This is a genomic window from Stenotrophomonas sp. GZD-301 (assembly GCF_049310345.1).
Taxonomy (GTDB): domain Bacteria; phylum Pseudomonadota; class Gammaproteobacteria; order Xanthomonadales; family Xanthomonadaceae; genus Stenotrophomonas.
Genome location: NZ_JBMOWY010000033.1, coordinates 1 through 24,427, shown reverse-complemented (window position 1 = coordinate 24,427; position 24,427 = coordinate 1). Strand labels below are relative to the sequence as shown.

Below are 24,427 nucleotides of genomic sequence, written 5' to 3'. Positions count from 1 at the left end.
TGATATGAAGGTGCGTGCTGTCCGGAAAAATATTGAAGCGACCGTTGCCATGGGTGCTCACCCCTCTCTATCCCGCTACGAAGTCTCGTTGGGGCACGAGTACATTGTCTTTACAGTCGATTGTTACTATGACTCTCGCAAGATGGAGCGCTCAATTCTTTACGGCATTGAGGATGAGTATGGCCGCCTGATGTTGTATCCGGCCGCACTTTTTGAAGTCACTGACGCCCGCGCTTCAAAGTACTGGCTGGCGGGCTACAGCGACGGTTCGTTTTACTTGCGACCTCAGGAGTTCATCGATAATGTTTATCTGTCAGATGACATTCATGAAGATTTGCCTGGCGCACGCGCGGCGTTTCGAGAGATCAAAGCACGGTTTGAATCCGAAGCCGCTGAGTAGGCGATTCAAGATCGGCTGCCTTTGATACGTAGGTCGTAGGTTCGATTCCTATGTCCGGCACCAGATGCAGCAGACAGCCCCGGCGTAGGCCGGGGCTTTTTGTTTGGGTGAGTGTTGGAACTCATTGATTGGTGAGGGATTCGCTGCAAGCTGGTCATTGCGTAAGCTCCCCCGTCAAGCAGACATTTCTAAAGTAGAGCTTCTGACGTGGGCGGTACGGTACTCGACGGGGCTCATGCCGCGGAGTGAGTCATGTGGACGAAGCTAGGGTTGGCATCCGTCCATGCCGTTACGCTCCGTCCGTGTTGAGGCTCGTCGTTATACTCTTCCCGGCGAGGTCGGGTAATAGGGTCCACTCGGCTGGGCTCGTAATGCGTAACCGGGCATGTGATGGACGGTGAGACCGGGCTGGTGCAAATGCAGCAGCGGTACATGGATCCGCAGTTGGGTGTGTTCCTGTCGGTGGATCCGGTAACTGCGTATGACCAGCCTGTGGGGCAGTTCAATCGCTATCGGTATGCAAACGGCAATCCGTACAAGTTCACTGATCCTGACGGGAGACAGAGTTGGAGTGACTTCCAGACCGGCTTTGAGAACGGAACACTTAACGCTTCCCGATACGAGCACGGATTTCCGTTGCATGCCAATTGGGCTGAGCAGACTGGCTATGCCATTGGTTCCGGTATCGTCAAGGGCGGGCAGTCCCATGCTGGTGGCATTCGAGCGCCGCCACTGCGTATGCAACCGCCGCGGACTGGGGTTGTTACGGTTGGTGGGGTCACCAAGCCAGCGAAGTCGCCAGATATAAGTCCAAAGGACATCGCGGGACGTACTGCGGGAGAGATCGACGGGATTGCAAAGCAGAGCGGTCTACAGCCCAAGGGCCCGGACCCCTCTGCTGGAAAAGGGGCCTACGTAGATCCAGTGAATGGTAATCAAAGGGTACTGGTACATCCCAACGCTGCCTGCGGCCCCCATTGTCATGTGAATGATGCTAGTGGCCAACGTTTGGATATCAATGGGAAGCATGTCGCTCCGGAGTCGCCGGAAGCGCATCTTCCCCTCAAGACAAAGTGAGGTTCTGATGCATGATTGGACGCTTCTGGAAATACGAATCGACTGGGCTGCAAGCTCGGCGGTGCTCATTGTGCTGGACGAATGCTCTTTGAGCCGGTCGATATTCTTCAGAGGGCTGCACGAATTCTCAGCTGATAGGCGAGAGCACTGGGGGCCAAGCAGTTCAATCAATGAGGCTTCCTGGGACGATTCGTCAACGGATGGCGGAGTTTCTTTGAAGGTTGAGATGCAGTCAGGAGGCATGATCAGTATCTCGGCCGCTGCAGCGGATATCGACGGCAAGCCCTGCATGCCGGCGATGGGTCCGCTTTAGATTAAATCTCATGCGGACGATCCTCATCCAAACACCGCCTCGTATCCTGTCCTAAGTTGGTCTTATGGCCGCTTACGGACAACCCGCCGGATGTCATCCGCTCTCACCAAACGCCTCGTTCTCACGGCTGAGCCTAGGATCGCCCCTATGAGCTCAGGGACGCTCAAGTTCGCGGTCTGATTCTTCGTGTGCAGCCCTCTGGGCACAAGGCTTGGATCGTCACCTGGGCGCACGGTAAGCGTCGTACCTTAGGTTCGGTCGAACATCTGGCACTCCCCTTTGCCAAGGCTGCGGTATCGGAGATGCAAGGTCGAACCGTTGCCGGGGTGAAGGTTGGAGATAGGCCTGCTGACACCAGGGCGGCGCTGGAGGATGCTGGGTATATGGGAACGCGGATATCGAACAACGCTGGCACGGAATCGGGAACGCTTCACAATGTGCCGTCCATGAAGATGGACGTTAGAGTCATGGACGGAGGACCAAAGCATCCACACAGAGTATCGGTGACGCGAGAAGGCACCCCGCGTCAGCCCGTAAATCCTGAGAATGGTAAGAACTTTGGCAGTATTCCCAAGGGCGAGCAGTGCACGGGAAGTCATATCTACTATCGAGATAGATTGTGATGACGCGAATCGAAAGGATGGAAGTTGATGTTGCGGCTGCCCTCTCGAGCTTGGAGGGGATGCTGCTTGGTTCATATCTTGATTCATTCAACGTAAGTAGCCTTCAGGTAACGTTGAGGCTAATCAATGCATCGGCGTGCCCTGATAAATCGTTGTACGTGGATCTGAGCTTCTCATGTGCGGTCACTCTCCGTGATGGCCTCACATCTCCCGGCAATGTCGGGAATGTTGATTTCTTTGTGGGTAGGGCGGTATTCCTCCCAGAGGTCTATGGAAAGATTGGCGTTGAAGTCTCCGGTGTTGAGCTCGATTCCGAGGGGCGGCTTGCTCTATCTATGGGTGACTCAGTCATTGAACTGGTTGCTACGGACGAGGATGTGGGGATTGAGGATTCTGTCTGGCAAGTTGTGATGGAGCGTCCGACCGGCTCTGGACCATGTTTAGGCGGCTCTCTTTCCTGTGTTTCAATGGGAAATGCGGTCATATTCATGTTGGGCGCTGAGCGGTAGTCATCATTGTCTTTGACACGGCAACGAAGCATCAGCGGTGGAAGTTGCTAGTTGCAGCAGAGTCGGACGGCTAGCCTTGCTTGCCTTGTGGAAGGTTATCTCCAGAAGGACCTGCTTGCGGACGATCCGCATCCAGACACCGTCTCGCATCCTGTCCTAACTTGGCCTTATCGCCACTGATGGATAGGTTGCCTAATGTCATCCGCCCTCACCAAACGCATTGTTCTCACAGCTGAGCCCCGAGATCGCCCCTACGAGTTCAGGGACGCCCAGGTTCGCGGCCTGATTCTTCGTATGCAGCCTTCGGCGCACAAAATGTGGTATTCATGGCGGCTGCCAGCTTGCTTGCGATGAACCGGCTTCAATGCGCATTACCGGCTGACGTTTGACAGCCTCCCATTCCCGAAAACCTGGCCGAATGCCCACCGCCGTCGAGGCCTGGATCATGATGATGAATTTTGGATCTCGCAGAGTTTTCCTATGCGATGTCGAATCCTTTGCGCGGACCGAAAAGAGCATCAATAGTAAGAACTGCACGTTGTTGCTTCCTGCTTCCACAATGTCGGACGTCGAATCGTCCTTGAGCATTGCACTTCAGGCAGTTCGTTTGGGTTGCAAGGAGGTTTGTTGCGCTGGACAGTTTTCCGATGCGCTGGAGGACGCTCTTGATGCAGTGCTGGAGCTCGATGACAATCTTGACGTGGTGACGTCTTCCAGTTCGGAGGAAGGCGAGGCGCTTGAGTATTTCCTGTTTGGGGCTGGCGGAGGCGACCCGGACATGGATCTGGTTGCGGTGGTGGAAAACGACTCTTCTCTCAGGCACGCACTGGTCTCTCTGATCAGTTGAAGGTGGAGAGAAGGGCGTTGGGTCGTCAGGTGCGGAAGACTGGAAAGGAGTCGTGATCGTGGTTCAGTATGTATGGTCAGAACAAATCGATTCGATACTGGGCGCAGGCGAGTCTCTGGAAATGGTGGGCGTACGTAATTGGGCGCTTGATCAGGCTGGGGCGCTGGACGCAGCAATCGCTTCGGTCGTCACTCGTCCAGGCATCGCCTCGCATCGAGTCCCGCGTAGGCCTCGACGCACCTAGGAGTAGCTGCCACGGTGTCAGTACTCCACCGTTTTTCGTCAAGGCCTGTATCAAGGAGGAATCATGCAAAGCCGACTATTGACTGCAATGCTGTTGAGCGCAGTGGCGTTTGGCGTCAACGCCGGGGATGACGGCCGCCCCGCCTGGCATCTTCGCGCCGCAATTGCAGGGGAGGCGCTGGTTGGCGAGTGGGAGCTTTCCCAGTCTTCAAGCGGCGGAAGCGGAGAGGAGGTGCTCAGCGGTGCCTTGGTCTCCCAGGTCGGCGTTGCACAGGGGGCTACGTTCCAGATCCAGGTCAAGTTGGTCGACCCATCGGGCGTCGTGACAGACGTCACAGGCTCGCCGAAGCTCATGTACCGCCCCAAAGCGTGTCTGACGGTTGCAGCAAACGGCAGCGCTACTGTCGCACAAGCGCCCGATTCTCTATGGCCCTGCGATAAGGGCGCACCCATCCCACTGACAATCATCTACGCGGATCAGTCGGCAGGGGTTGCTGCGATCAACATGTATCTGATGAAGGTGGACTGACGACTGAGGATCATTCGGGACGCCGAATTCTGGCATTCACTCCAGGTGCCGGGGGCGTACTCTCCCAGTTGCGCAGGACGGCCGTCTGGTATTCCAGTGCGACGGAACCTTCCTCCAATCACGCTGAGGTCTGTGTGGACTGCCACAAGAAATTGCACGGGAGAGATCAGCAATGAATGAGACGATCGTAGCCAAAGATGGCGAAAACGAGATTGCGGTGCCGCAAGCGTGGCGCCCCACGCTCACCGCTATCGTCGATGCGCTGATCCAGGGGGGCGAGCCATTGCTGCCGCGCGTAAGCCTTCAGTCTCCGGATGTGTGGGTGAGCGCGCAGGAGAACATCCGCGCGTATGGCGCACATCTGAGAAAGTTGCCGGATGAATCCTGGAACTCTTCTTTATGCATTTGGTACGGAGATTTTTGGGACGTTCTCGTTGATCTTTATACAGAGGAGGAGGGGAGAAGTGACCTGGTGCTTCAGGTCCATGTGTATGAAGTTGATGATGAATATCGATACGAGGTAGTGTTGGTATACGTTCCGTAGCGCCCGCGTGCCTGTTTGAATTTCATTAATTTCAGATTGATTTTTGATTGAACTGGCAACCGTATGGGGGTGGGGTGGTCCACTGCGGACGATCCTCATCCAAGCACCGGCTCTCATCCTGTTCTACTCTGGCTCTATCGCCACTTACCGGCAGTCGGTCACTGTCATCCGCACTCACCAAGCGCATCGTTCACAGCTGAGCCCAAGGACCGCCCCTGCGAGCTCAGGGATGCTCAGGTTCGCGGCCTGATTCTTCGCGTGAAGCCCCGGGGCCCAAAGCTTGGATCGTGACGGTCCATGCCGGTCTTCTCGGCCGGAGTTGGGGCTGTTCGATCAGTTGTGAGTTGCTTGGATCGCTGTCAGCATTTGACACGCTGTGTTGAATCGCATTGGAATTGTCAGGAAGCCGCATTCCTGCTCTTTCCTATCTGTTGCTACCACTTTTGCGGAGGCGGTGACCGCAGGAGGTGCTGTCGTCTCGACGGGCGCTCGACAGCCACACGCGCATCGTCCCGCAGTGACTGACGACGCAGGCAACCCACCTCTTCCGCTTAAGTAGGCTAAACCTTAACGAGTTCCAAAGTGAGTGACGATGCCGAAGCTTGATTACGGAGACCGCGCCAACGTTGCGGATTCTGCAGGAATTGATTTGCGACCGGGAGCGCTGGTCTGGGTGGTCGGCGTCTTTTCAGATCGACCCAGTGGGAGCTACTTTAAAAAATTCCCCGCTGGAGTGGTCTATTCGGTGGAGTACGAGGATGGCACTTCTACGGAAATTCATGAGGATCAATTGGTGAGGCTTGAAGATACGTGATGTGCAACGTGCTTTGGAGACACGACTGATAGGTGCCACAGGTGTCGGCGTGGTCATCGGCGATTTTGGTGGACCAACAGCGCGGGGAACACTTCAAAGGTTGACCCAGTCATAATGCCCCGGAGGGGCGACCAACCGTGCCGCGACCACGGCATCGACTGGGGTTGCTGTGCCTCGACAATCAGCAGTCCAAGGTGCGGCGTCACAAGCTGGCCAGGATGCCGCGGGAGCAGGGGCGAGTTGCGTTCAGAAGCAGCAGGAGAGGAAGTAGTGAACACTTTAGTCAAGGGAATCGTGGTGACGTTTTTTTTTGCTGGGCTAAAGGGTCTTGTGTTCTTTGCTGTCCTCACATATGGAGGCCACCCAGACGCGCTTGGTGTTGGATTGGGGGTGTGGGCTTGCTTTGGATTGATTTACCTGCTGCTTCATCTGTTTCTTGCGTTGAAATTGTGGTGGGAGAGTTTCCGCAGGCGACAGTGTTTGCGTTGTGATCTGTCAGGCGGGATGTGGCGGGGTCAGGTGTCGCCAAGACGACGTGCTCGTGTGGAGTTTGTTCCTGCTCGACCACTGCAGGTAGTGTGCTCTCCTAGCACGCCGAAGGTGGCTCTAAGGGTCAAAAGTGTCGCGTCAGGTGCACGTAGACGTGAGGGTGACGATGGAAGCTGCGATCTCATTGCTTCAAAAGTGGTACGCGCGGCAGTGTGATGACGATTGGGCGCAGCGCCCCATCAGGGCGTAATGAAGTGTTCTTCTCGTGGCTCGTGACGGACAAGCTGCTGGAGAAACGCCCGTCCATTGCGCCGGGTCCACGTACGTTTCGCAGTGATCGCTCCCGTCTCAAGCTGGCTCAGGAGTCCGAACATGGCGTATGGCACGCCCGCCGGGCCAAGTGCCAGGTGTAAACAACTCCCGATGGAAGCCACCTTGGCTTCCCAATAGAGATGAGAGGCACTGCGTAGACCATGAATGACCCGACTGGGATCATCGATATGACGAGGCTTGTGAGGGATTTTGCGCTCGGTGCTGTCAACGTTCAGAGCTTCATCGACAATTACGCCAACTTCTATTACTCCGAGGCGTTGGACGGTCACGAGGATTCAAGTCTGCTGCACGCTGAAGAGAGAGCGCGGCTAGGTCCTGCTGTTGAGCTGCACCGCCGCATTCAAGAGGAAGTTGTGAACCAGATCGCGCTTGATGCGGAGGCATTGCCTGAAGTGCTGAAGATGGCAGGACGGGTGACGGCGTCTGAAGCCCGGGAGCGGGCGCTTCGGATCTGTGCGGAGGTCGGGACTGAAGCTGTTCTGTTGGCCATCGGGCCTGCTTGATTCGGACTCGTTCCGGTGTCGCGGGCGATGATGTAGGCGACACGATCCGATACATAAGATTGACGGTAGTCCCGGATGGGTAGGTACTCACGAGAAGGACAAGCGCAAGTGATGACGGACTCGGAATACTCCCTAGACGTGTTGCATGCAAAGCTGGCTGCTGCAGAAGAATCCGGCCAATGGCTGCTATTGTCGAGTTTGGAAGTTGCCAGGGCATTGAATGCGTTTCTGGCGGGCGAGATCACGAAAGAGGAAATAGCTGATTGGGCCGAGTTCCATGACGCGAACGACGGAGTGGCGTTTGAGACCAATGAAGCGATCCCGGCAGTGATCTTTGCCATATCAAGCCCTGAGATAAATGGTTGGCTTGACAATGCAAGGGCGAGGCAGCTCTTATCCGATTTGCATGCTTTGCGTAGTCCATGAGCTGGCACGTCATCGAGTTGGCGGGCTCACCTGAGCGTTCCAGTGAACGGAAGTGTGAGACGGCACAGGCTGAAGCTGCCCGAAGTACGGGCCCGTTTCGTCGATTCCTGGCCGCGGGTCAGGAAATGATCAGGCCATTTTGAGCGAATGCGTAGCGACGATAGCTACATTTAACGGAGCAGGGCGCCATCGACATCGTCATCGCCGTTCTCAGCAATGGGTTGCTTGGGGCTGGCACGGCTCCCGCTCCCGACCTCATCTGCCAATACTGGGCAGGCGAGCTTGATGTACCAACGCCCATTGAGTCGGATATGGATGCGTATCTGGTTCATGGCGACAGTGACGCACTGGTCAGGGCAGGCCGTTGGGTGGTTGACCATTACGCGCTTGCCGGGTGTCAGCCCGACCTCCACCTGGCGCTTGTCCAGTGGTTCCTTGACCGTGGGCATCTTGATCCAGTGGCTGCATTGCATCGGGTTGCAATCCAGGCGTCGGCCGGTGGGACCCTGACGATGCAGGCAGTGGATATCGCCTTGATCGCCAGGGAGATGATTGACGAAGGCCTCTTGGGGGACGGTATCGGGATCGTGTTGCCGATGCTGCGGGAGTACGTGCTGAGCACGCCCGTCACGGGGCACGGCCGCAGGTCAAGCAGATAGCTCAGACACGTTCGGACAACTATTGGAAGCAACCGCATTTCGGAAGGGAAATGAGAAGCGAATACTACGAAGAAGCTCTTTCAATAATGAACAATGAGGATGCCGCTGAAAAGGCCCATCCCCTGCTGGTAGCGGCGATGGAGGCTGGGGACTACAGAGCGCACTATGCGCTGGGCACCTGGTATCTGTATGGAAGGCATGTAAAGAAGAACTTGAAGAAGGCCGTCGCGCTATTCAAGCAGGCTGCGGCCAATGACGTCGCAGAGGCTGCATACGATCTTGCCGTCTGCTACGAAGATGGTGAGGGTGTCAGGAAAGACCTGGCGAAGGCGGCTGCACTCTATCTCCGGGCGTGGCGTTGTGGTGACGTGTCATCGGCGGCACAGCTGAGAAGGATGTTCTACTGGGGCATCGGTGTGAAGGCGAATCGTGCCATCGCGGAAGAGTTTGGGAAGCTCCACGCGTCTTCGGGTAAGTGAATCACTTCGGTTGTGACGTCGGCATGGCGTTCTATGCGGAGCGTCGCCAGCAAGCGCGGGAAGAGGATGAGGCAGACAGGTTGTCAGGCTACTGGTGTCGAGGGCTGGCGTATGAAGATAGCGGCCACGATCTTCAGCCCGATATAGAGAGAGCTATCTACAACTATCGTCAAGCATCGTTGATAGCGCCAGATCCAATATCATTCTGTTCCCTGGCTCGCGCGAGCATGAAGAAGGGGGACCGGAGCGGGTACCAGAATGCGTTTGGGTACCTGCAGGAGGCGGCCGGAAGTGGTTTGACGCCAGAGGTTGTTCTTGGATGGGCGCGCTACCATCGCATCAGGCCTGATGTGGATCTGGATGCGGCAAAGAAGTTCTATCTGCGTGCAGCAGCTGGCGGAAGCTTCAGGGGGTCTTTGGCTACTCGGAGGTAGCAAGGGAGCTGGGGCAGCATGGTCGCGCATGGGTCGCGGACTGCATTCGCATCATGCTGGGTCCGTTCATGGCCTTGCTGCTTGGCAAGCGCACACAGGGCAGATTTTGAACGCGCGGCCGGTATTCGTGCGGGCGAACATTGGAGTCGTCATGGCGCTGGATGATTGGCGTGTGGTGATGCTGTGCTCACCAGCGTTTGTGCCTACTCCGTCACCGGCTCCGCCATCCTGACCCGGTTCCGTCCGCCCGCTTTCGCCTCATACAGCGCCTCGTCGGCGCGCCCGATCAGTTCCTCAAGCAATGTCTGATCGCACCCTGGCAGCGCGTCACCGATGGCGCCGCCGACGCTGATGGATACCGCAATCCGTTCGCCACCGACGCTGATCGGTTCGGCGGCAATCGCACGGCGCAGGCGCTCGGCGGTAATGTGCACCTCGTCGCTGGCGGGCGCGGCCAGCAGGGCGATGAACTCCTCCCCGCCAAAGCGGGCGAGCAGGTCGCGGTCGCGCAGCGCGTCCCGGCAGCGTTTTGCGACGACCTTCAGCACTTCGTCGCCGACCGGATGCCCGTAGGTGTCGTTGATCTTCTTGAAATGGTCCACGTCGAGCATGAGCACGGCGACGGCACGCCCCTGGGCCTCGCGGGCCGCGATGATCTGTGCGGAGCGCTCCTCGAAATGACGACGGTTGGGGATGCCGGTGAGCGGGTCGGACGCCGCGAGGCGGCGCAGTTCGGCCGCCATCAGCAGGTCGGCGGTGACGTCCTCGAACAGCCAGATGCGCCCGTGCTCGCCATTGCCGCGCACCGGGTGGGTATCCACTTCGTAGGTGCGCTCGCCGAGCGTCCAGTGGAGTTTCGCAGCGAAATTCATGTCCCCGATCTGGTCGGCGTAGGCCTGGTCCAGCTCGGCATGGTTGTCGCAGCGCTGCCGCAGTGCCCGCATCGGGCCGGCGAGGTCGGCGGCGCGGTGGTGGCCGGGTGTGCAGCCCAGCAGGTCCGCCGCGCGTTCGTTGATGACGGCGTTCTGGCCATCGCCGTCGATGAGAACGATGCCTGCCGGGACGCTCTCGACCAGGTCGAGGAACTGGTTGCGCACGATGGACTCGCGCACGGCCTCGCGCCGCGCCGAGAGAAGTCGGGCGACGCTGCCAGCCAGCAGTGGGATCTGCGCTGTCAGGGTTGGCGCGTGGCGCCTCCACAGCAGAAGCAGGCCACTGCGTGGCGCGCCGTGGGAGGGCGCCGGGACGAACAGCAGGTGTGCGGCGGGGCCGCCAAGGGCGTGCATGAAGGCCGTAGGAAGCCGGAAGCCGCTCGCCTCCATCGGCTGGTCACCCCATGCGTGGTCGAACACGCCGCTGCGGGCCATGTTGAAGCCGGCCGCCGGCACGGTGGGGGACGCGGCGGCCCAGGTGGCGCGCCCGTCTGCCTGGATCTCGATGGCCATGACCAGGTCTGCCTGGGTCGTGAGCCGTGCGAAGTCGCACAGCGCGGCCAGTGCCTGGCTGTCGGTCGTGGTCAACGCGCTGCCCCACCGAGACGATGCGCCAGGATGCGGATCACTTCCTCCGGTGCCGTCATGTGCGGGAGGTGGCCCGACGCGTCGATCACGTCCAGGGTCGCGCCGTTGATGGCCTTCTCCAGCCACTGTCCGACGGCGACCGGCACGGCCATGTCGTGGGCGGTCTGGATCAGGTGCACCGGCGTGGAAAGCTGTGGCGCCAGCGACCGCATGTCGGAGGTGAAGATTGTCCGCGAGGTACTGAGGGCGATATCCGGGCGCATCTGGAACAGGGTGTTGGAGAAGTCGGCGATGACCGCGCTGTCGTCCACGCCGACCACCATCGGGGCAAAGCCGGCCACCCAGGCCTGGTAGTTGGCGCGCATGCTCTCGAACAGATGTTCCAGGTCATCCGGCTGGAAGCCGCCGGTGTAGCCGTCGTCGTCGAGATAGCGGGGCGAGGCGCCGATGATGACCATGCGCTCGAACAGATCCGGTCGCGCCACCGAGGCGGCTGCACCGATCATCCCGCTCATCGAGTGCCCGATGTAGGTGCAGTTGCGCAGGTCGAGCTCGTCGATGATGTCGAGCAGGTCGTCGGCGTAGCCGAACAGCGAGCCGTGCCGCTCGGTGTCGTAAGCGTCAGCGCCCAATGGCCCGCAGCCGGCAAGATCAAAGGAGATCACGTCATAGCGTGCCTCGAACCAGGGCCGCAGGGCGGTCCAGGCGCTCTGGTCGGTGCCGAAGCCATGCGAGAGGATGACGACGTCTTTTCCATTGCCGCTGCGGCGGCCGTTGAAGCTGCTGAAGCTGTTCAAGCACATCTGCCCATCGCGTCGCACAAGGGCCCGATGGTAGGGGAGAGGCGGGGGCGGGGTCTATCGCATGGTGCCGACGGGCCTATAATCGCCTCACATATTCCGCAGATCCAAGAGCACGGAGGCTCGACGCCATGTCCATTGCCGCAATCCCCGACGTTTCGCTGGTCGACAACAGTGAGCAGCGCACGCCGCTGATCCTGGTACTGGACTGCTCCGGCAGCATGGGCGGCGGCCCGATCGAACAGTTGAACGCGGGCCTGAAGCTGCTTGAGCAGGAATTGAAGGCCGATGTGATCGCGGCCAAGCGCGTGCGCGTGCTGCTGGTGGAGTACGGCGGCATGGACAACGCTGCGGTCAGTGGCGACTGGTGCGACGCGATGGATTTCGCCGCGCCGCAGCTTGTGGCCAATGGCACCACGCCCACCGGCGCAGCCGTGGAGCTGGCGCTGCAGGAGATCGAGGACGAGAAGTCCCGCTTCCGGCAGGCGGGCGTGGCGTATACGCGGCCGTGGCTGTTCCTGATGTCCGATGGCCAGCCCACCGATGCGTGGGAAGAGGTGGCCGCGCAGTGCCGCGATGCCGAGCAGCAGAACAAGGTGGCGGTGTTCCCCATTGCCGTGGGCGACGCCGATATGGGGGTGCTTGGCCAGTTCAGCCGCAATGGCGAGCGCGGCGTGAAGCGCCTGCAGGGGCTGCAGTTCAAGGAACTGTTCCTGTGGCTCAGCGCGAGCATGCGCGTGGTGTCCAACTCGACGCCCGGCGGCCAGGTGCAGCTGCCGGCGACGGACAGCTGGTCGCAAGTACCCGTCTGACCATGTCCTGGCGCGTGATGGCCGCATCGGCCACGGGGCGTTCCCATCTCGATCGCGGGCAACCCTGCCAGGATGCCTTCGCATCGGCATGCGTGCGCGGGATGGTGGTGGCGGTGGTCTGCGATGGCGCGGGCTCGGCTGCGCACAGCGACGTGGGCGCGCAGCATTTTTCCGCTCGCGTGGTCGAGGCGGTGGGCCGGGCGCCGACGCTGGGCGATGACCCGCCGGCGATGACGGTGGATGTGCTGCGGGCGATGCTGGAAACCGCTGTCGAAGACGCACGCGAACAGCTGGCGGCGGTGGCGGCGGCCCAGGGGCTGACGCTCTCCGACCACGCCTGCACGCTGGTAGGGGCGATTGCCACCGCGCGTGGGGGCTGGTTCTTCCACGTCGGCGATGGTGTGGCGGCCTGCGCGTTCACGGGCGACGTGGCCGATGCGGTCTCGCTGCCGGCCAATGGCGAATACGCCAATGAGACCTGGTTCGTGACCGGCGCGAACTGGCGCGAGCAGTTGCGGCTGACCCGCTTCGAGGGCGATGTGCAGGCGCTGGTGCTGATGTCCGACGGCGTGCAGCCGTTTGCGATGACGCGCGCCGGCGACAGCCTGTTCCCGCCCTTCATTGCGCCGGTACTCCGCTATCTTGCCGGCGTGGACAGCGAACACGGCAGCGAAGCACTGCGCGCGACGCTGGCGGACCCGCGGACCGACCAGATCACCGGCGACGACAAGACGTTGCTGGTGGCGCTGCCGGCCTGAGCCGATGCCGACGCGCAGCGGCGACACCATCCATGACCAGCGCGGCACACCGCTGACGCTGGGGCGGCTGCTCAAGAGTGGTGGCGCCGGCAGCGTGTTCCTGCTGAAGGAGCGGCCACAGGAAGTGGCCAAGCTGTACCACACCAGCAAGGACGCGCCGGTGTACGAGCGCAAGCTGCGCGCGATGCTGGAGCTGCAGCCGGACCTGCCGACGGTGGAAGAGAACGGGCAGCGGCTGGTGCAGATTGCCTGGCCGGTGAGCCTGCTGCGCGACCGCGCGCGGCAGTTCATCGGGTTCACCATGCCGATTCTGGATGTGTCGGCCACCAGCGACCTGGAGCATGTGCTGCAGGAACGCCAGGCGCGCGCGGAAGGCCTGCCGACCGGGCTCGGCGCGAAGATGACCCTGGCCGCCAATCTGGCGGCGATGCTGGCCACGCTGCACCGTCGCCAGCACTATGTCGTGGACCTCAAGCCACTCAACGTGCGGTTCTACCGCGAGACGCTGTACATCGCGATGCTCGATTGCGACGGCTTCAGCATCCAGGGCAAGGGCGAGCGCTTTCCGGCGGGGCAGGTCACACCGGACTATCTGGCCGCCGAGTTCCATCAGCGGGGCGTGAGCGCTGGTGCCGAAGAGGCGCAGGACCGCTTTGCGCTGGCGGTGATGGTGTTCCAGCTGCTCAACTCGGGGTTGCACCCCTATGCGGGGCGGCCGAAGGGGGCGACGCTGCCCAGCGACCTGCCAGGGCGGATCGCCGCGAACCTTTACCCGTACGGGCGCAAGGCGCATGCGCAGATGCTGCCGTCGCCGGTAAGCGGCCATGAGGCGTTTCCGGCGGCGTTGCGCGAGATGTTCGACCGCGCGTTCTCGACCCAGGCGCGCCGCCGGCCGTCGGCACAGGAATGGGCCACGCTGCTGCTGGACTACGCGCGGCGCAGTGCAGGGCACCTGGTGGAATGCAGCCAGGATGCCGCGCACCAGCACTTTGCCGGCATGCCCTGTGCGGCCTGCGCGCGCGCGGGGCTGCTGGCCGGCACTGTGCGCGCGGCCAAAGCGCAGTCGCGGCGCAAGGCCGGCAACGGCGGCAAGCGGCGGCAACCGGCCCGGCGCCCGGCGGCCAACACCGCTGCCGCTGCCAGGGCGCCGCTCGGACAGGCGGCTCCAGCGGGCCAGGCGGCAACGGCCAGCACGCTGCCCGGCATCGGTACGCGGGCGGCGATGGCGGTGATCGGTACCCTGCTGCTGGGCTGGGTGATGGGGTGGGGCATGCCGGCCTTCCGGCGCTATGCGGACCTGGTGGTGCCGGCAATGGCCGACGGCCTGCCGCTGGGGATGCATCTGGTCATGCTGGGCATCGCGATTCTGGCCTTCATCCTGTTCGTGCCGGTGCTGATCCTGAGCAGACGGCCATGAAGGTCGTCGCGATCCTGATCATCGCCGTGGTGGTCTTCATCGGGCTGTCGCCGTTCTGGGGCTGGACGGGCGCGCTGGTGTACGGGGCCATCGCCTGGGTGGGCCACCTGCTGGCCACCGGCCCGCTCGGCGACAGCCGCGCGGCGTTCCGCACGGCGGTGCTGCTGGGCGGCACGGTGTCGGTGCTGTCGTTCCTGCGCGTGGCGTGGCAGGACCGCGCGTTGAGCTATCTGCTCGCCGGCGGTGGTCTGGGCTTCGTGTTCTTCCTGATCTTCTTTGCCACCGGCCTGTCGCCGGAACGGGCCGCCCGCAACGCCGCGCCGGTGGAACAGGCCGAGGACGCGCCGGAACAGCATGGCCACGTGCCGCGCTGGTATTCGCGCGCCCACTTCGAACGCGAGATGGTGGCCAAGGTGCAGGAGACCGCACGGGCCGCGGCGCGCGGTGATCGCCAGGGTGCCGATGCGCTGCTCGAGGAGCTGCACCGGTGGTCGCGCAACCCGCCCCGGGTGGCGGAGGATGCGGCCGCCTATGAGCGCCTGCGGCTGGCCTACAACGACACCGTGGAGGCGCTGGGCAAGCTGAACGTCGGCGGGCGGGATGCGCGCGGACGACGCGTGCCGGCCCCGGACCCGGCCACCGCCGAGCAGATCCAGACGCTGGAAGCGCGGCAGGTGGAACTGCTGGAACAGATGTGGGATCAGTCTGCGTCGAACATCAACGTGCCGCTGCGGTTGATGGCGATCGATCTCAGGACGCTGGCGGTATCGCGGTGGTTGGGCCGTGACGGGGCCGTCGATGCCGAGTCCGATGCCGCGATGGAGCGACGGTTGTGGCGGGTCCATGCGCTGCAGGAGGTGCTGTTCGCCTATGCGCCGATGGACCGGCGGCTGTGGGAAGCCTACGCGGCAACGGTGGTGGACAAGGACGAAGAGCTGTCGCTGGGCGCGCTGGTGATCGCCGGCATACTTGAAGGGCGCGAGCGCATGGTCGGCGCCGATGCCGGCGCATTCGACGTGAACACGCTGATGCTGGGCAGCGATGTCTTGACCATGTCGACGGTGGCCGGGAGCGGGTCGTCGACCCGACGGGACATTCTGGCGTCGCGTGCGGCCTTGTTGATCGGCAAGCCCGCCGCCGATCCCGCGCCTGCACAGGGGCCGGATGCGGTGCCGCGCGCCGAGCGGGTGATCGAGGTGCCGACCGGGCGCACGCCGCGTCACGACGTGCAGGCCGAGCGGGCTATGCCGCCGGCCGGATTGTTGATCGAGCGTACGGGACTGGCACTGCGGCCGCCGCCGGAACCGCCGGCGCCGATGCCGCGCCGCGATCGTGGCGAGGTGCAGGTTGATCTGGCCGCCGCCGGATTCAAGGTGACGCCGCCGGGCATCCCGTTGCGCCCGCCGGGTATCGTCACGGACACGCGTGCGGTGCTGGTGCTCGATGTCTGGGAGGACGGGCAGGTGACGTCGGTCTTGATCGAGACCGGCAGCGGCAGCCCGGACCTGGACCAGGCGGCGCGACATGGCGCGCGCGACTGGCGAAGCGCCACCAAGGTGCCCAAGGGCGGCGAGCGCAGGCGCGTCGAGGTCGTGTTCAAGGCGCCTGCCGCGGTCCAGGCGTCGCCTCCTGCGGAGGATGCCGCGCCGTTCCCGGTCGGTACCACGCCGCCACCGCCGCAGTTGGATCCTGCGCAGTCGCTTGGGGCGCAGCTGTCGGCGCAGGCGCGCCGCCATCCCCCGCGCTATCCCACGATGCAGGGGGGCGAACGGCCCGATGGACGCGTCGTGCTGGTGCTCAGGATGTCTGCCGGCGGGCGGGTGCTGGACGCGCGCGTGGCCGAGAGCAGTGGCCACCCCGAGCTCGACCGCGCGGCGTTGCAGGCCGCGCGCGGCTGGCATGTGACTCCGACGCGGGCCGTGACGGACGTGGAGGAGATCACGCTGCGCATCCCCGTGACCTTCAACGCGGGAATCTGAGCGGCCCGGGCACGCGCTTCCGCGCTATCGTGGCAGGGGCCCACTCACCGAGCTCCCGATGAAGATCGCCGTTTTCAGCGCACGCCCCTACGACCGTCTGTTCCTGGATGCCGCCAACGCACGTGATGGCGGGAACGCTGCCTTCGGGTTTCTGTACTTTGACGCCGCGCTGGATGTGCACACGGTGGCGCTGGCGCAGGACTGCGAAGCGGTCTGTGTGTTCGTCAACGATCGCCTGGACGCGCCGGTGCTGGAGGCGCTGCATGCCCAGGGGGTGCGTGCGTTGCTGCTGCGCTGCGCGGGATTCAACATGGTCGATCTGGTCACTGCACAGCGGCTCGGGCTGTTCGTGGCGCGCGTGCCGGCGTATTCCCCTGAGGCGGTGGCCGAACACACGCTGACGCTGGTCATGACGCTCAATCGTCAGACGCACCGCGCCTACAACCGCGTGCGCGACGGCAACTTCATGCTCGATGGCCTGCTCGGTCGCACGTTGCACGGCAAAACAGTGGGCATCGTCGGTACCGGGCAGATCGGCCTGGCCACCGCCCGCATCTTCCACGGCATGGGATGCACGGTGCTGGGCCACGACCCGTGGCCGTCCGCCGCGTTCGAGGCGCTCGGCCAATCCGTTGCGCTGGAGGTGCTGCTGGCGCGCTCGGACATCGTCTCGCTGCATTGCCCGCTGACGCCGCAGACCCACCACCTGATCGATGCTGCCGCACTGGCATCGATGAAGCCTGGCGCGATGCTGGTCAACACCTCACGTGGCGGGCTGGTGGACACCCATGCGGTGATCGATGCGCTGAAGTCGCGCCATCTCGCCCAGCTGGCCATCGACGTATACGAGCAGGAGAGCGCGCTGTTCTTCCAGGACCGCTCCGGCGAGATCATCGACGACGAGGTGTTCCAGCGCCTGATGACCTTCCCCAACGTCCTGGTGACGGGCCACCAGGGCTTCTTCACTGCTGAGGCGCTGCAGGAGATCGCGCAGATCACCCTGCGCAATCTGGAGCATTACGCGGCGGGTACGCCGTGCCCGAACGCCGTTGCCCCGCCCGCCGGGTAACACCGCCTTGAACGCAGACGGCCGCTCCAGTACCGGAGCGGCCGCCTGCGTCAGGACAGCGGGTGCGTTCGCGTCCGGCGTCAGGGCGCGTCCTGCAGCAGCTGCTTGCCGATCAGGTCCACGGTGAAGCGCGACCCGGCCGGGGTGAGGTGCACGATATCCAGATAGAACGTCTCACCGCTCTTTGAATCAGAGCGGGTCAGGCAGCCGTCATCGTTGCACAGCACCTCGGTCAGCGAGATGTACTCCACGCCGGTCTGTTTGGCGATATCGCGCAGGAGCACTTCGGCCGTGGCGGTCCGGTAATCGGCCGCACCGGCCGCGGCATCCTGCCCCATGCCGTACTTGCTGTAGTCCAGGCGCGACGAAGGCGTGGCATGCAGCGGGTCGTCGCGCCAGATATTGAACACGATCCGCGACGGGGTGTCCTTCCACGACGGCGGCGGCCCCAGCATGACCACGCGGCGAACGCCGAGGGCCTTGAGGTGGGCAAGCGTGGCCGGAAGTTTCGCCTTGTCGTACTCGTGCCACATGGCGGCCATCAGCACGGTGTCCGGCTTGAGCCGCGCGATAGAGGCCAGGGCCCAGTCGTTGTTGTACGTACACGCCGGATTGGGGCCTGCGAAGCCGGCCATCGGCGGGCAGGCCGAGGACGTGAACTGCGCCAGGCGCATCTGGCTGCTGCGCTGCTGCAGGCTGCGGATGCCGGTGTACAGCGACGCCGCGGACGAGTCGCCCCACAGCACCCAGAGCGGCTGGGTACCGTCGTCCACGCACTCCGCTGCGTACTTGTCGGCGTTGTCGCCCAGTTCCATGAAGCAGACATGGTTGCGCAGCCCGGCGCGATAGGCCTCCAGGTCGTACTCAGTGGCGCGCTGGATGATCTCCGGATAGCGGGAGGGATATCCCGCGTTCTTCCAGGTTTTGTAGCCGAGCACGCCGATGATGGCCATGCCCACCAGCAGGATGGCGACCTTGATGCCGCCGCGCCGCGAGGAGCGAAGCGGCCGCTCGACCAGGCGCCAGGTAAGCAAGGCGAGAACCACGCTGGCCAGCAGCAGGCCAGCGCGGTCCAGGCTGCTGAGGTCGCCGTAGGCATTGCGGGACAGGGTGAGCAGCGGCCAGTGCCAGAGATACAGGGGGTAGCTGATCAGGCCGATCCACACGAAGGGGCGGCTGGAGAGAATCCAACGCGCTACGGGGGTGGACGGACCCGCGCCAATCAGCAGGGCGGTGCCCAGGGTCGGCAGCAGGGCGCGCACGCCTGGGAAAGGCATGGTCGAACGGATGCTCAGCATTGCGATCACGATCAGGGCCACGCCCACCCATGCAGCGCAGGCGCGGACCAGCGCCGCGGTTTCGGCAGGCATCGCCATGCCGGAACGGCTCAGGCGGGCCGCCCACCGGGTGCGCTCACGGGCACCTTGCACAGAGCTCCAGTGCGCCAGCATGCCGCCGATCATCAATTCCCAGGCCCGTGACAGGGGGGAGTAGAACGCGGCGGTCGGGTTGCCGCCCTGATGGTGCAGGTTCACCAGGAAGGAGGCGACGGCGGTGGCGATGATGACCGGCATCAGCGGCAGGCGCATCCGCCAGGCCGCCCACAGCAGCAACGGCCAGGCCAGGTAGAACTGCTCTTCGATGCCCAGCGACCAAAGATGCAGCAGCGGCTTGCTCGCCGAAGCGATGTCGAAGTAGCCCGCTTCGCTCCAGAGCACCAGGTTGGCGACGAACCCGGCACCCCCGGCGGTCTGCTTGCCGAGATGAGCCAGATCCTCGGCCAGCATGGTCTTCCAGCCGAACGCGAAGCAGGCCGCCAGGACCAGCAGCAGAGCGGGGAAGATCCGTCGCACGCGGCGCGCGTAGAAGTCGCCGATGCTGAAGCGGGACTGGTCCAGGCCATCCAGGATCACCCGGGTGATCAGGAAGCCGGAAATGACGAAGAAGACGTCCACACCGACGAATCCGCCGGGCAGGAGTTTCGGAAATGCGTGGTAGAGCAATACGCCTACAACCGCGATGGCGCGCAGGCCGTCAATGTCCGCGCGATATGGTCCATGCGCGTTGGCAGCAACGGCGGTTGCTGCATCCTGGTGTTTCATCCTCTTCCCCTGTTAACAAAGCGTCAAGATTGTAGCTGTGAGCCGTTGGAAGAATCGACTCCATCCATTAGCAAGGTGAGAGGGGGGGCAATTGTCTATACCTGAACGGCGGGAACTGTGCCGATCCGGGCGCCCTGCGCGCGGTGCGACAACGTGTCGCAGCCCAAAACAGGGCTTTCCTGCGCTGGATCATTGTCAATGCCTTTCTTAAATGGTGCGTGACGGCCTAAAATTAGAGGGCTGACAAGAACGTCCCTGTGCCCGTCCCCCTGGACCGGCACAACCGGCTTTGGCCGGGATGGGGCGGGCCTGACCTGCATTCCCTACGCAATTGGATCGACCGATGATTCCGTTGAAACCCCTTGGACGCTTTTTGCGTCCGGGCCTGCTGTTTGCGTTGTCCGTGTTCCTCACGGGCTGCAACTCGGCCATCCTCAACCCCAAGGGCCAGATCGGCCACGACGAAAAGACCCTGCTGATCACGGCTACCGTGCTGATGCTGCTGGTCGTCGTGCCGGTCATCGTCATGACCCTGGCCTTCGCGTGGAAGTACCGTGCGTCCAACACCAAGGCCCGCTATGAGCCGAAGTGGTCGCATTCCACCGCGATCGAAGTGGTGGTGTGGTCGATCCCGTGCATGATCGTGCTGGTGCTGGCAGTGCTGACCTGGCGCTCCTCGCACGCGCTGGATCCGTACCGTCCTCTTGTTTCCGACAAGAAGCCGGTGGTGATCGAGGCCATTTCGCTGGACTGGAAGTGGCTGTTCATCTATCCGGAAGAGAAGATCGCCACGGTCAACGAGATCACCTTCCCGGTCGATACCCCGCTGAACTTCAAGATCACGTCCGATTCGGTGATGAATGCGTTCTTCATCCCGCATCTGGGCAGCATGATCTACTCGATGACGGCGATGGAGACCAAGCTCCATCTGATCGCCAACGAGACCGGTGAATTCCCGGGCATGTCCTCGCACTACAGCGGCGCGGGCTTCAGCAAGATGCATTTCAGTGCCCACTCGGTGACCGACGCGCAGTACCAGGCGTGGCTGACCAAGGTGCGTGCCGAGAGCGGCAGCCTGGACAAGGCCGCCTTCAACGCGCTGGGCGCCGAGAAGAACCACGACTGGCACCCGGTGACCTACTACGGCACCGTCGAGGCTGGCCTGTTCGACTGGGTGATCGCCAAGCACATGGGCGACAACCAGCACTACGGCATGAAGCACGACCACAAGGCCATGAAGCATGACGGCGCCGAGGGCGAAAGCCACGAAGGCCACGCCATGCCGGGTATGGCCGATGGTCATGACGCTGCCGGCGCCGCCGACGCGCACGCCGGCCATGCGGCCGGTGCCGCCGATGCGCATGCCGAACACACTGCAGACGAGCACGCCGCCGCCGGTCACACCGGCCACGGCGGCTCGGGAGAATGAGCATGAATCTGTTGGGTAAACTGACATTTGCCGACATCCCGCACGACCCGATCATCATCACCACGCTGATCGGCGCGGGCATCGGTGGCCTGCTGTTGCTGGCCCTGATCACCAAGTTCAAGCTGTGGGGCTATCTCTGGAAAGAGTGGTTCACCTCGGTCGACCACAAGAAGATCGGCGTGATGTACCTCATCGTCGCCTTCGTCATGCTGCTGCGCGGCTTTGCCGACGCGATCATGATGCGTGTCCAGCAGGCGATGGCGGCCGGCGGCGCCGAGGGCGTCCTGCCGCCGCATCACTACGACCAGATCTTCACCGCCCACGGCGTGATCATGATCTTCTTCGTGGCGATGCCGCTGATCACCGGCCTGATGAACGTCGTCGTGCCGCTGCAGATCGGCGCACGCGACGTCGCCTTCCCGTTCGTCAACTCGCTCAGCTTCTGGCTGTTCGTGGCGGGCGCGGGCCTGGTGATGATCTCGCTGGGTGTCGGTGAGTTCGCGCAGACCGGCTGGCTGGCCTTCCCGCCGTTGTCGGGCAAGGAATACAGTCCAGGGGTAGGTGTCGATTACTACATCTGGGGCCTGCAGGTCGCTGGCCTGGGTACCACGCTGAGCGGCATCAACTTCTTCATCACCATCCTGAAGATGCGCACCCCCGGCATGAAGCTGATGCAGATGCCGGTGTTCACCTGGACCGCGCTGGTCACCAACGTGCTGATCATCGCCGCCTTCCCGGTGCTGACCATCACCCTGGTGCTGCTGACCCTGGACCGTTACCTGGGCACGCACTTCTTCACCAATGACGGTGGCGGCAACGCCATGCTGTACATCAACCTGATCTGGATCTGGGGTCACCCGGAAGTCTATATCCTGGTTCTGCCGGCATTCGGCGTGTTCTCCGAAGTCATCGCCACGTTCTCGCGCAAGGCGCTGTTCGGCTACAAGGGCATGGTCTACGCCACGGCCTGCATCGGCGTGCTGTCGTTCATCGTCTGGCTGCACCACTTCTTCACGATGGGCTCGGGTGCCAACGTCAATGCCTTCTTCGGCATCACGACGATGATCATCTCCATTCCCACCGGTGTGAAGATCTTCAACTGGCTGTTCACCATGTTCCGCGGTCGCGTGCAGTTCACGACCCCGGTGCTGTGGACCATCGGCTTCATGGTCACCTTCACCATCGGCGGCATGACCGGCGTGATGCTGGCGATCCCGGCCATCGACTTCGTGCTGCACAACAGCCTGTTCCTGATCGCCCACTTCCACAACGTCATCATCGGCGGCGTGGTGTTCGGCATGTTCGCCGGCATCACCTACTGGTGGCCGAAGATGTTCGGCTTCCGTCTCAACGAAACCTGGGGCAAGCGCGCGTTCTGGTGCTGGTTCATCGGCTTCTATGTGGCGTTCATGCCGCTGTACATCCTGGGCTTCATGGGCATGACCCGCCGCATGCAGAGCTACCCGAACATGGAGTACCAGCCGCTGCTGATCATCGCCATGTTCGGTGCCTTCATCATCGGTGCCGGCATCCTGTGCCAGGTCATCCAGATCGCCGTGTCGATCCGCGACCGCAAGAAGACCGCCGACCTGACCGGCGACCCGTGGGACGCCCGTACGCTGGAGTGGGAAACCTCTTCGCCGCCGTCGTTCTACAACTTCGGCTCGCTGCCGCGCGTCAACGAACTGGACGAGTTCTGGGAGCGCAAGCAGCGTGGTGAGGCGTGGGAACGCCCGGCCAAGTACACCGACATCCACATGCCGCGCAACACCGGCACCGGTGTGGTGATCGGCGCCTTCAGCCTGGTGTTCGGCTTTGCGATGATCTGGCACATCTGGTGGCTGGCCATCGTGGGCATGATCGGCATGATCGGCACCTTCATCTGGCGCACCTTCGACAAGGACGTGGATTACTACGTGCCGGCCGCCGAAGTGGAGCGGATCGAGAATGAGCACCGTCGCCACCTGGTGGCGCAGGGCCTGGTGAAATCGGAGCTGAAGGCATGAGCAGCACTACCCCCAACACCATGAACCACGGGCACGCCGCGCATGCGGCGGCCCACGGTCATGATGACCACGAGCACCACGACACCGGCGGCAACACCGTCTTCGGTTTCTGGGTGTACCTGATGAGCGACTGCCTCATCTTCGCCACGCTGTTTGCGACCTACATCGTGCTGTCCGGCGGTACCAACGGCGGCCCGGGTCCGAAGGATCTGTTCGAACTGTCGTTCGTCGCGTGGGAAACCACGCTGCTGCTGGTGTCCTCGCTGACCTTCGGCCTGGGCATGATCGCCATGCACAAGCACAAGATCGGCCAGATGTACCTGTGGCTGGCGATCACCTGGCTGCTGGGCTTCGGCTTCATGGTCATGGAAGTGTGGGAGTTCAACCACCTGATCCACCAGGGCTACGGTCCGGACCACAGTGCGTTCCTGTCGGCGTTCTTCGCGCTGGTCGGCACCCACGGTCTGCACGTGAGCGCGGGTCTGCTGTGGCTGCTGATCATGTTCATCCAGATCAAGCAGAACGGCCTGACCCCGACCAACAAGACCCGCATGGCGTGCCTGAGCCTGTTCTGGCACTTCCTGGATCTGATCTGGATCGGCGTGTTCTCCGTCGTCTATCTGAATGGAGCGCTGTAATGTCCGCACATGACAATCACGCACACGACCACGGCCACAGCGCCGCCGGCGAGAGCCACGGCAGCGTCAAGTCGTACCTGATCGGTTTCCTGCTGGCTGCAGTGCTGACCATCATCCCGTTCTGGGCAGTCATGCACGGCGACCTGCCGCGCCTGACCACCGGCATCATCATCGTGATCGCCGCGGTGCTGCAGATCCTGGTGCACCTGGTGTTCTTCCTGCACCTGGACCGCTCCTCGGAGCAGCGCTGGAACGTCAGCGCGGCGGCCTTCACCGTCGTGGTGATCGGCATCATCGTCGCCGGTTCGCTGTGGGTCATGCACAACATGAACGTGCACATGATGCATTGAGGTCGTCCGACCTTGGCATGCAGAAAGGCCGCCTTCGGGCGGCCTTTTTGTTTGTGGGGTGAGAGGGTCGGTGCCGGAGCGAAAGGCAGCCGACCAACGGTCGGCTCTACCCGGGTGCGCGCCGAGGGAGACCGGTGCGTGCGCGGGTAGTGCCGACCGTTGGTCGCCACGATCCGGCAGGCCCCGACCGTTGGTCGCCACGGTGCGGTAGGTGCCGACCGTTGCTCGGCATGGTGCGGTAGGTGCCGACCGTTGGCCGGCATGGTGCGGTGGGTGTCAGCTGGGTGTTCGTACTGTTCTGTTGTGTGTCGAATGTGTGCGCACC

Annotated in this window: 25 protein-coding genes; 21 read left to right on the top strand and 4 right to left on the bottom strand. The window is 62.7% G+C overall.

Going from position 1 to position 24,427, the window contains the following annotated elements; genetic code table 11:
- The first annotated feature begins 4 nt into the window (after positions 1-4).
- The 4 genes from ACO6VK_RS09355 to ACO6VK_RS09340 all read left to right on the top strand — a co-directional run bounded on the left by ACO6VK_RS09355 (position 5) and on the right by ACO6VK_RS09340 (position 2,922).
- Positions 5-400: a hypothetical protein gene (locus ACO6VK_RS09355; RefSeq protein ID WP_139146374.1), complete on the top strand. Its 396-nt coding sequence runs from the start codon at positions 5-7 to the stop codon at positions 398-400.
- Positions 401-790: 390 nt separating this feature from the next.
- On the top strand, positions 791-1,477 hold the full coding sequence (locus ACO6VK_RS09350) for an RHS repeat-associated core domain-containing protein (RefSeq protein ID WP_422506602.1): 687 nt from the start codon (positions 791-793) through the stop codon (positions 1,475-1,477).
- A 7-nt stretch (positions 1,478-1,484) separates the two neighbouring features.
- Entirely contained in the window at positions 1,485-1,790 is a 306-nt protein-coding gene (locus ACO6VK_RS09345) for a hypothetical protein (RefSeq protein WP_422506601.1), read from the top strand.
- Between the two features lie 622 nt (positions 1,791-2,412).
- Entirely contained in the window at positions 2,413-2,922 is a 510-nt protein-coding gene (locus ACO6VK_RS09340) for a hypothetical protein (protein WP_422506600.1), read from the top strand.
- Between the two features lie 324 nt (positions 2,923-3,246).
- On the opposite strand, the gene ACO6VK_RS09335 is transcribed toward ACO6VK_RS09340, so the two are convergent.
- Entirely contained in the window at positions 3,247-3,510 is a 264-nt protein-coding gene (locus ACO6VK_RS09335; RefSeq protein ID WP_422506599.1) for a hypothetical protein, read from the bottom strand.
- On the opposite strand from ACO6VK_RS09335, the gene ACO6VK_RS09330 reads away from it, so the two are divergent.
- From ACO6VK_RS09330 to ACO6VK_RS09295, 8 genes are all read left to right on the top strand, one after another.
- Positions 3,503-3,769, top strand: a complete 267-nt coding sequence (locus tag ACO6VK_RS09330; RefSeq protein WP_422506598.1) for a hypothetical protein — start codon at positions 3,503-3,505, stop codon at positions 3,767-3,769. The genes ACO6VK_RS09335 and ACO6VK_RS09330 overlap by 8 nt on opposite strands.
- A 307-nt stretch (positions 3,770-4,076) precedes the next feature.
- On the top strand, positions 4,077-4,541 hold the full coding sequence (locus tag ACO6VK_RS09325) for a hypothetical protein (protein WP_422506597.1): 465 nt from the start codon (positions 4,077-4,079) through the stop codon (positions 4,539-4,541).
- A 172-nt stretch (positions 4,542-4,713) separates the two neighbouring features.
- The gene (locus ACO6VK_RS09320; protein WP_422506596.1) at positions 4,714-5,085 is read left to right on the top strand and encodes a DUF7668 domain-containing protein; all 372 of its coding nucleotides are present in this window, start codon (positions 4,714-4,716) and stop codon (positions 5,083-5,085) included.
- A 592-nt stretch (positions 5,086-5,677) separates the two neighbouring features.
- On the top strand, positions 5,678-5,899 hold the full coding sequence (locus ACO6VK_RS09315; protein ID WP_422506595.1) for a hypothetical protein: 222 nt from the start codon (positions 5,678-5,680) through the stop codon (positions 5,897-5,899).
- A 962-nt stretch (positions 5,900-6,861) separates the two neighbouring features.
- A complete protein-coding gene (locus ACO6VK_RS09310) occupies positions 6,862-7,224 on the top strand; it encodes a hypothetical protein (RefSeq protein ID WP_422506594.1) in 363 nt (120 codons plus the stop codon).
- Between the two features lie 111 nt (positions 7,225-7,335).
- The gene (locus ACO6VK_RS09305) at positions 7,336-7,650 is read left to right on the top strand and encodes a hypothetical protein (RefSeq protein ID WP_422506593.1); all 315 of its coding nucleotides are present in this window, start codon (positions 7,336-7,338) and stop codon (positions 7,648-7,650) included.
- Positions 7,651-7,961: 311 nt separating this feature from the next.
- A complete protein-coding gene (locus ACO6VK_RS09300; protein WP_422506592.1) occupies positions 7,962-8,309 on the top strand; it encodes a hypothetical protein in 348 nt (115 codons plus the stop codon).
- A 50-nt stretch (positions 8,310-8,359) separates the two neighbouring features.
- Complete coding sequence (locus ACO6VK_RS09295) at positions 8,360-8,788, top strand: tetratricopeptide repeat protein (RefSeq protein ID WP_422506591.1); 429 nt, start codon at positions 8,360-8,362, stop codon at positions 8,786-8,788.
- 637 nt (positions 8,789-9,425) lie between these two features.
- On the opposite strand, the gene ACO6VK_RS09290 is transcribed toward ACO6VK_RS09295, so the two are convergent.
- Both ACO6VK_RS09290 and ACO6VK_RS09285 read right to left on the bottom strand, forming a co-directional pair.
- Positions 9,426-10,742 (bottom strand): diguanylate cyclase, encoded by a 1,317-nt coding sequence (locus tag ACO6VK_RS09290; RefSeq protein ID WP_422506590.1) that lies wholly within the window; start codon positions 10,740-10,742, stop codon positions 9,426-9,428.
- The gene (locus ACO6VK_RS09285; protein ID WP_422506589.1) at positions 10,739-11,545 is read right to left on the bottom strand and encodes an alpha/beta fold hydrolase; all 807 of its coding nucleotides are present in this window, start codon (positions 11,543-11,545) and stop codon (positions 10,739-10,741) included. Before ACO6VK_RS09285 ends, ACO6VK_RS09290 begins: the two co-directional genes overlap by 4 nt.
- Before the next feature lie 128 nt (positions 11,546-11,673).
- Here ACO6VK_RS09285 and ACO6VK_RS09280 point away from each other — a divergent pair, with 128 nt between their 5' ends.
- The 5 genes from ACO6VK_RS09280 to ACO6VK_RS09260 are packed head-to-tail and all read left to right on the top strand — an operon-like array spanning position 11,674 to position 17,577.
- Positions 11,674-12,354, top strand: a complete 681-nt coding sequence (locus ACO6VK_RS09280; RefSeq protein ID WP_411850326.1) for a vWA domain-containing protein — start codon at positions 11,674-11,676, stop codon at positions 12,352-12,354.
- A 2-nt stretch (positions 12,355-12,356) separates the two neighbouring features.
- Positions 12,357-13,112, top strand: coding sequence for a PP2C family serine/threonine-protein phosphatase (locus tag ACO6VK_RS09275; protein ID WP_422506588.1), 756 nt, complete (start codon positions 12,357-12,359; stop codon positions 13,110-13,112).
- Positions 13,113-13,116: 4 nt separating this feature from the next.
- Positions 13,117-14,529, top strand: coding sequence for a hypothetical protein (locus ACO6VK_RS09270; protein WP_422506587.1), 1,413 nt, complete (start codon positions 13,117-13,119; stop codon positions 14,527-14,529).
- Positions 14,526-16,508 carry a TonB family protein gene (locus ACO6VK_RS09265; protein ID WP_422506586.1) on the top strand — a complete coding sequence of 661 codons (1,983 nt, stop codon included), beginning with the start codon at positions 14,526-14,528 and terminating at the stop codon, positions 16,506-16,508. Before ACO6VK_RS09270 ends, ACO6VK_RS09265 begins: the two co-directional genes overlap by 4 nt.
- 58 nt (positions 16,509-16,566) lie before the next feature.
- Positions 16,567-17,577 carry a 2-hydroxyacid dehydrogenase gene (locus ACO6VK_RS09260; RefSeq protein ID WP_422506585.1) on the top strand — a complete coding sequence of 337 codons (1,011 nt, stop codon included), beginning with the start codon at positions 16,567-16,569 and terminating at the stop codon, positions 17,575-17,577.
- 80 nt (positions 17,578-17,657) lie between these two features.
- Here the strand turns inward: ACO6VK_RS09260 and ACO6VK_RS09255 are convergent, their stop codons facing one another.
- Positions 17,658-19,679 (bottom strand): acyltransferase family protein, encoded by a 2,022-nt coding sequence (locus ACO6VK_RS09255; protein ID WP_422506584.1) that lies wholly within the window; start codon positions 19,677-19,679, stop codon positions 17,658-17,660.
- A gap of 343 nt (positions 19,680-20,022) precedes the next feature.
- Between ACO6VK_RS09255 and cyoA the strand changes: the two genes are divergently transcribed.
- Genes cyoA through cyoD form a run of 4 tightly spaced genes read left to right on the top strand, consistent with a single transcriptional unit; the run spans position 20,023 to position 24,102 of the window.
- Positions 20,023-21,108: a ubiquinol oxidase subunit II gene (gene cyoA, locus ACO6VK_RS09250; RefSeq protein ID WP_422506583.1), complete on the top strand. Its 1,086-nt coding sequence runs from the start codon at positions 20,023-20,025 to the stop codon at positions 21,106-21,108.
- Positions 21,109-21,116: 8 nt separating this feature from the next.
- Positions 21,117-23,114 carry a cytochrome o ubiquinol oxidase subunit I gene (cyoB, locus tag ACO6VK_RS09245; RefSeq protein WP_422506612.1) on the top strand — a complete coding sequence of 666 codons (1,998 nt, stop codon included), beginning with the start codon at positions 21,117-21,119 and terminating at the stop codon, positions 23,112-23,114.
- On the top strand, positions 23,111-23,752 hold the full coding sequence (cyoC, locus tag ACO6VK_RS09240) for a cytochrome o ubiquinol oxidase subunit III (RefSeq protein ID WP_422506582.1): 642 nt from the start codon (positions 23,111-23,113) through the stop codon (positions 23,750-23,752). The genes cyoB and cyoC overlap by 4 nt, the downstream gene beginning before the upstream one ends.
- The gene (gene cyoD / locus ACO6VK_RS09235; RefSeq protein ID WP_411850335.1) at positions 23,752-24,102 is read left to right on the top strand and encodes a cytochrome o ubiquinol oxidase subunit IV; all 351 of its coding nucleotides are present in this window, start codon (positions 23,752-23,754) and stop codon (positions 24,100-24,102) included. The genes cyoC and cyoD overlap by 1 nt, the downstream gene beginning before the upstream one ends.
- Positions 24,103-24,427: the final 325 nt, after the last annotated feature.

Excerpts from the sequence above, each read along its gene's own strand:
- ACO6VK_RS09355 (WP_139146374.1), top strand. The coding sequence starts at position 5 with ATGAAGGTGCGTGCTGTCCGGAAAAATATTGAAGCGACCGTTGCCATG.
- ACO6VK_RS09350 (WP_422506602.1), top strand. The coding sequence starts at position 791 with ATGGACGGTGAGACCGGGCTGGTGCAAATGCAGCAGCGGTACATGGAT.
- ACO6VK_RS09345 (WP_422506601.1), top strand. The coding sequence starts at position 1,485 with ATGCATGATTGGACGCTTCTGGAAATACGAATCGACTGGGCTGCAAGC.
- ACO6VK_RS09340 (WP_422506600.1), top strand. The coding sequence starts at position 2,413 with ATGACGCGAATCGAAAGGATGGAAGTTGATGTTGCGGCTGCCCTCTCG.
- ACO6VK_RS09335 (WP_422506599.1), bottom strand. The coding sequence starts at position 3,510 with ATGCTCAAGGACGATTCGACGTCCGACATTGTGGAAGCAGGAAGCAAC.
- ACO6VK_RS09325 (WP_422506597.1), top strand. The coding sequence starts at position 4,077 with ATGCAAAGCCGACTATTGACTGCAATGCTGTTGAGCGCAGTGGCGTTT.
- ACO6VK_RS09320 (WP_422506596.1), top strand. The coding sequence starts at position 4,714 with ATGAATGAGACGATCGTAGCCAAAGATGGCGAAAACGAGATTGCGGTG.
- ACO6VK_RS09315 (WP_422506595.1), top strand. The coding sequence starts at position 5,678 with ATGCCGAAGCTTGATTACGGAGACCGCGCCAACGTTGCGGATTCTGCA.
- ACO6VK_RS09310 (WP_422506594.1), top strand. The coding sequence starts at position 6,862 with ATGAATGACCCGACTGGGATCATCGATATGACGAGGCTTGTGAGGGAT.
- ACO6VK_RS09305 (WP_422506593.1), top strand. The coding sequence starts at position 7,336 with ATGACGGACTCGGAATACTCCCTAGACGTGTTGCATGCAAAGCTGGCT.
- ACO6VK_RS09300 (WP_422506592.1), top strand. The coding sequence starts at position 7,962 with ATGGATGCGTATCTGGTTCATGGCGACAGTGACGCACTGGTCAGGGCA.
- ACO6VK_RS09295 (WP_422506591.1), top strand. The coding sequence starts at position 8,360 with ATGAGAAGCGAATACTACGAAGAAGCTCTTTCAATAATGAACAATGAG.
- ACO6VK_RS09285 (WP_422506589.1), bottom strand. The coding sequence starts at position 11,545 with ATGTGCTTGAACAGCTTCAGCAGCTTCAACGGCCGCCGCAGCGGCAAT.
- ACO6VK_RS09280 (WP_411850326.1), top strand. The coding sequence starts at position 11,674 with ATGTCCATTGCCGCAATCCCCGACGTTTCGCTGGTCGACAACAGTGAG.
- ACO6VK_RS09275 (WP_422506588.1), top strand. The coding sequence starts at position 12,357 with ATGTCCTGGCGCGTGATGGCCGCATCGGCCACGGGGCGTTCCCATCTC.
- ACO6VK_RS09270 (WP_422506587.1), top strand. The coding sequence starts at position 13,117 with ATGCCGACGCGCAGCGGCGACACCATCCATGACCAGCGCGGCACACCG.
- ACO6VK_RS09265 (WP_422506586.1), top strand. The coding sequence starts at position 14,526 with ATGAAGGTCGTCGCGATCCTGATCATCGCCGTGGTGGTCTTCATCGGG.
- ACO6VK_RS09260 (WP_422506585.1), top strand. The coding sequence starts at position 16,567 with ATGAAGATCGCCGTTTTCAGCGCACGCCCCTACGACCGTCTGTTCCTG.
- ACO6VK_RS09255 (WP_422506584.1), bottom strand. The coding sequence starts at position 19,679 with ATGAAACACCAGGATGCAGCAACCGCCGTTGCTGCCAACGCGCATGGA.
- cyoA (WP_422506583.1), top strand. The coding sequence starts at position 20,023 with ATGATTCCGTTGAAACCCCTTGGACGCTTTTTGCGTCCGGGCCTGCTG.
- cyoC (WP_422506582.1), top strand. The coding sequence starts at position 23,111 with ATGAGCAGCACTACCCCCAACACCATGAACCACGGGCACGCCGCGCAT.
- cyoD (WP_411850335.1), top strand. The coding sequence starts at position 23,752 with ATGTCCGCACATGACAATCACGCACACGACCACGGCCACAGCGCCGCC.